Genomic DNA, 5,905 nt, shown 5'->3' with positions numbered 1-5,905 from the left:
TGCGGAGCTGATCGATGTCCTGCGGATTGACCTTGGCCTCGACCGACAGGCTGTCGGTCTGCGGCACGATCTGCATGATCGTGTCGCCCGCGGTGATGACGCCGCCGACCGTATGCACCGTCGATTGCAGCACGATGCCGTCCTGCGGCGCGCGGATGTCGACACGGCGGAGCTGATCCTCGGCTGTGACCTTGCGCTCGATCAGTTCGCCGATCTTGTCGTTGGCCTCGCGCAGATCCTTCGACACCTCGCTGACCAAATCCTTGTCGACCTGGATGATCTGCAGCTCGGTCTCGCTGATCTTGCCCTTGGCCTGCGCCCGCGCGGCGACGAGTTGGGCGCGCTCGCCGGTGAGCCGGGCGCGGTCGCGCTCCAGCGTGGTCAGCCGAGAAATCTGCACCAGCTTCTGCTGATACAACAGGCGCACGCCGATCAGCTCCTCGTTGACGAGGTCGATCTCGTGCGTCTTGGCTTCCGCCTGCGCGTCGAGGCCGGTGATCTCCTGATTGAGTTGATCGATGCGCTCGCGCAGCTGCGCCTTCTGGCCGTTGCGGCCGGAGGTGCGGACTTCGAACAGTTTCGTCTCGCTGGCCATCACGCCGGCGGCCTCGGGATCGCCCGAAAGATCGAGCAGCGGCTTGGGAAACGTGATGTGATCGGCGCCCTCCTGCTCGGCCTGCAGCCGCGCCGCGCGGGCCCACAGCCCGACCAGGTTTTTGTTGACGATAGCCAGCCCGGCCCGGGTGACGGTGTCGTCCAGCCGCACCAGTATCTGACCTTCCTTGACCACATCGCCGTCGCGGGCGCGGACCTCGCCGACCACGCCACCGGTCGGGTGCTGCACCTTCTTGACGTTGGATTCGACCACGACCTGACCGGGCGCGATCAGCGCGCCGGAGATTTCCGCAGTTGAGGCCCAGCCGCCCAGGCCGCCGCCAAGCAGCGCCACCACCGCGACGCCGACGAACAGATGCCGCCGGATCGATCGCCACGGATCGGACGTGCGCGGTCCGCTGATCATGTGTTGTTGCATCGCCTGACCGGTCATGGCTTGGCCGCTCCGCCGTCCTTGACGATCTTGATCGGCGGCGCCGGCCGCTGCAACACCTCAGCCAGCACCGTCTCCTTCGGCCCGAACGCCTGGGCGCGGCCGTCGCGCATCATCAGCACCAGATCGACTGCCTCGATGCCGACCGGCCGATGCGCCACCACCACGACGATGGCGCCGCGCTCGCGCGCGCCGCGGATGGCGCGGGTCAGCGCCTCGTCACCTTCGGAGTCGAGATTGGAGTTCGGCTCGTCGAGCACGATCAGGAACGGATCGCCATACAGCGCCCGCGCCAGCGCGATGCGCTGAGCCTGGCCGGCGGACAGCGCGTGGCCCTGCTCGCCGATCTGGGTGTCGTAGCCGCCCTGCATGGTCACGATCATCTCGTGCACGCCGGCCTGGCGGGCCGCAGCGATAATCGCGTCGGCCTGCGCGTCCGGATCGAACCGGCTGATATTCTGCGCCACGGTGCCGGCGAATAACTCGACGTCCTGGGGCAGATAGCCGATATGGCGGCCGAGCTGATCGCCTGACCATTGCTCCAGAGCAGCTGCATCGAGCCGAACATGGCCGCGTGCCGGCCGCCACACGCCGACCAGAGCACGTAGCAGCGAGGACTTGCCCGAGCCGCTCGGCCCGATGATGCCGAGCCCCTGCCCGGCTTCCAGCGCGAATGTCACGTCCTGCACCACGAGCTTCTGCTCGCCCGGCGGCAACACGCTGAGCGCCTCGACTGCGAGATTCTTGGTCGGCGGCTGCAACTGCGTCGGCTCGTCCTTGGCCGGCAAGTTTGCCAGCAGCCCGCTCAGCCGCCCGCAGCTCTGGCGCGCGGCGACGAAGCCCTTCCAGTTGGCGATCGCGAGATCGACCGGCGCCAGCGCGCGGGCGCTGAGGATCGATCCGGCGATGATGATGCCGGCCGTCGCCTGCTGATTGATGACGAGATAAGCGCCGACGCCGAGCACGGCCGACTGCAGCATCATGCGCAGCACCTTGGCGATTGCGCCCAGCCCACCAGCCACGTCGCTGGTGCGGCGATTGCCCTCGAGGTAATGGCTGTTGGCGCCCGCCCACAGCCGCGTCATCCGCGAAGCCATCCCCATCGCCACCAGCACCTCGGCATTGCGGCGGCTGGCGGTGGCGATGTCGCTGCGCCGGTTGGCCAGCGCCGTGGTCCGGCTCCCGGCGGAGCGGACCATGATCTCGGTCAGCACCGTCAGCAGCACCAGGATCATAGCGCCCGCCAGCGCGGTCAGGCCGATCATGGTGTGAAACGCGAAGCAGATCGCCAGATACAACGGCAGCCACGGCAGATCGAACAGCGCGCTCGGCCCCATCCCCGAGAGGAAGCTGCGCACGCTGTCGAGATCGCGCAGCGGCTGGACGCCGCCGGCCCGGTCACCGGCGACGAGCGGCAGCCGCACGACGCTGTCGAACACCCGCCCGCTGAGTGCCTCGTCGAGCGCCCCGCCGATCCGCACCAGGACGCGGCCGCGGATCAGTTCGAGCACGCCCTGGGCGATGTAGAGGCCCGCCGCCAGCACGATCAGCGCCACCAGCGTCGGCACGCTGCGGCTCGGCAGTACGCGGTCGTAGACCTCGAGCATGAACAGCGAGCCGGTCAGATACAGCACGTTGATCATCGCGCTCATCAGCCCGACGCCGATGAACGCGCCGCGGCAGGCCGCGAGCGCACCAGCAAGCTCTGAGCGCGGCGTCGGGCCGAGATAGCGGGAGGACGCGCGCGTGATGCTCAAGGTGGTGGTGCTCTCCGGACGACGAAGATGACCGCGGCATCGGCCGCGGCCTGCAATGCAAGGTACTATGCCATCCGGCGCGACGCCGTGTGGAGCGACCAGCGCTGAAGGTTAACAGACGCTCGATCAGACCGAGTGCGGCCCGCCGGAAACGATGAAGTCGCTGGCGTACAGGTGATGGACGCTCTGCACCGTGATGGTGTGGTGGTCATCGACCCTGATCAACGCGTCGCCGCCCTGGTAGCTGACGTGTTGATTGATCCAGCGATTGAGATTGTTGGTGCTGACCAAGTCGGACAGATCGATCTGATCGCCCTGGGAGTGGCTGAAGTCGGTTATCTTGTCCTGCCCGGTGTGATTTTGGAACACGAACTGATCGGCCCCGGCTCCGCCACTCATCGTGTTGTTGCCGTTGACGGCAAACAAGACGTCTCTGCCGGAGGACCCAGTCAGCGTACTGCTCGCCCCCGATGGATTGGGATTGAACACGAACGTGACGGTATCGCTGGCGCCAAAGCTGTCCGCGATCTTCACGGTCAGCTTGCCGTTGCTCCCGTCGGGAACGTCGACCGGGTTCTGCAGAACGTGATCGAGCGTACTGGAGGTTTCGCCGCTCCCAACCGTCAGCTTGTAAACCTCATTGCGTCCGGCATCGTCATCCGATGCTGTAAGACCCGTGATGGCAGCGTGTCCGTTGGACCACGCAAGATGCACATGATCGGTGTCGAGCACCGGCGCATCGTTGGTCCAATCGATCTCGGTGCCGCCGTGCCAGTCATAGCTGAATGTCAGATGGGCGTAGGTGTCGTGATCGACGGTGAAGAAATCGCTCCGCCCCCAGCCGTAATGAATCTGAGCCTGACCGTCGCTGTCGAAGGTCACACGGATCTGCCACGGCGCGATGCCGGCGAGATCTATGCTGTCACCCGCCCCCATCCCGCTCACCGTGCCGGTGAAATTCGAGCCCCAGCCGAGCACGAGCGTATCGCTGCTGTCGCCCTGGAACGTCACATTGGCGTCCGATCGGCCGCCGAATTCCAACGTACCGCCGTCGATCAGCGCGCTGCCGTGTCCGGTGACGTCGCCGTCGATTTCCAATACGCCTTTGCGGGCTTCGAGCGTGCCGTGATTGATCACGTCGCCGACGATTTCGAGGCCGCCGAGCGAATTTGAGACGACCAGACCATCGTTGTGAAACACGCCACGGCCGGTATCGATCACCAGCTCGAACCAGCGATTGGTCGACTCGATCGTGCCGCCGACATCGTTGATCAAATTGAGCCGACCGCCACCGAGATTGCCGTAGCCGTCGATGGTGTTGTCGACGTTTTCCAGCGTGGCGATGTGCCACCCGTCGAACTTGCCGGTGATCGTGTCGAACACGCCGTCGAGCGTGACGTGGCCGTTGGCGCCCTCCAATCGCGCGTAGCCGTCTATCAGCAGGGTCGAACCGGCGAAGAAATTGTCGATCGTCAGTTGACCGTAGTTCTGCACCACGCCGTCGAGTTCGAGCGTGACGTAAGGATGCAGCTCGACGTTGCCGTGGTTGATGAACGGGCCGGTGACGTCGATCGTGTGCGGGTAGCCGGTGTTGGTGATATCCAGCGACGCGCCGGGCGCGATCTCGAGGCCCGCGATGGTCACGTTGCCGGTGAGGTTGACCGTCGTAGAGCCGGTGAACGACACGAATTCGCTGCTGGTCGGCGTGTGGCCGAGGCTCCAGTTAGCCGGGTCGCTCCAGTCGCCGGGCTGTCCCAGTCCAGTCCAGACATTGACGTTGTCGAGCGTGACGGTGACGTCGACCGCAGCGCTGGCATGGTTCGCCGCGGCGCCATCATCGGCTGTGATCGTGAAGGTGGGCGAGACCCCTGCCGCGTCCGCAACGAAGCGAACGTTGCCCGCGGAGAGATCGGCACTGGTGAAGCTGGTACCGGGCGACCAGAGCTCGGCCAGGCTGTCGTAGACCTCGAAATGTCCGCCGCTGACGTTCGTCACCGAGAAGGTGAAGCTCGTGCTGTCCGGATCGCTGACGACGAAGTTGGCGCTGCTCAGCGTCACGGTCCCGCCGGCATCGACTGCAATCGACGCCGACGTAATCGTCGGCGCCTGATTGACCGGCGTGTAGTCGACATTGCCGCTGACGATGCTGCTGAGATTGCTGGCGCTGGCGCCGTCGTTGGCCTGGATGCTGAACGTCGGCGCGACGCCGCTGGTGTCGGCGATGAAGCGGACGTGGCCGGCAGCCAAATCGGCGCTGGTGAAGCTGGTGGCGTCGATCCAGGAAACGCCATCGAGCGTGACCTGGAAGCGACCGTGCGTCACGTTCGAGACGGTGAAGGTGAAGCTGGTGCTATCCGGATCGCTGACCACGATGTCCGAGGTGCCGAGCACGACGGTGCCGCCCTCCGCGACGTTCAGCGCGGCATGCGTGATCACCGGCGCGTCGTTGACGCCGTCGATGGTCAGCACCAGCGTCTGGTGCAGCGTATCGGGGCCGGACTGGCTGTCGAAGCCGATCGTATAGCGCGCCTGCTGCCCCTCGCCGAGGAACGCGAACGCCGCCGGATCGTAAGTCACCGCACCAGTGTTCGGGTCGATCACCAGCAGCGTGGTCAGATCGATGTTGCCGGGCGTCGTGGCCGGACCGGTCGCCGAGATGATATGCGCCGAGCCCGGCACGTAGCGCACGATCACGTCCGCCGGGTCCGGATCGGTGATGATGACGTTGTCGCCGATCGTGAAGCTCGGCGTATCCTTCACCGGGTTGACGACCGCGGTCGGCGACGCGTTGAAGCGCGTCACGGTGACGATAATCGGCGCGGTCGGCTCGGTGCCGGGCAGATTGATCGGGATCGGGGTCGGAATCCCGATCGGAAGATCCGGGTTCTGCTGGAACTTGAGCGGATCGGGATTGGTGGCGCCCGGCACCGGCGACGGCGGCGACGAGCCGATGCCGGAGCCGCCGGATTGCGGGTTGGCGTTCGGCACGTAGTTCGGAAAGAACTGCTGCAGCGTGAAGGCGATGATGCCTTGCGCCAGCGGAGACAGCGGCGGCGCCTGCACGGTCGAGACGGTCTGGTCGCCGGTGATGGTCGTGACC

General features: G+C 65.9%; 3 protein-coding genes. All 3 read right to left on the bottom strand.

Annotation, left to right across the window (positions count from 1 at the left end):
* Window positions 1-1,033, bottom strand: a 1,033-nt coding sequence (locus tag I5M_RS22670) for an HlyD family type I secretion periplasmic adaptor subunit (protein ID WP_040771856.1), incomplete at its 3' end; no start/stop codon positions are given.
* 11 nt (window positions 1,034-1,044) lie between these two features.
* Window positions 1,045-2,799, bottom strand: a complete 1,755-nt coding sequence (locus tag I5M_RS22665; protein WP_031337337.1) for a type I secretion system permease/ATPase — start codon at window positions 2,797-2,799, stop codon at window positions 1,045-1,047.
* Window positions 2,800-2,931: 132 nt separating this feature from the next.
* Window positions 2,932-5,905: cadherin-like domain-containing protein (locus tag I5M_RS22660; protein ID WP_022723494.1), on the bottom strand; the 2,974-nt coding region annotated here is incomplete at its 5' end.

The organism is Rhodopseudomonas sp. B29 (genome assembly GCF_000333455.1).
Taxonomy (GTDB): Bacteria; Pseudomonadota; Alphaproteobacteria; order Rhizobiales; family Xanthobacteraceae; genus Rhodopseudomonas.
This window is presented reverse-complemented; position numbering and strand designations above follow the sequence as displayed.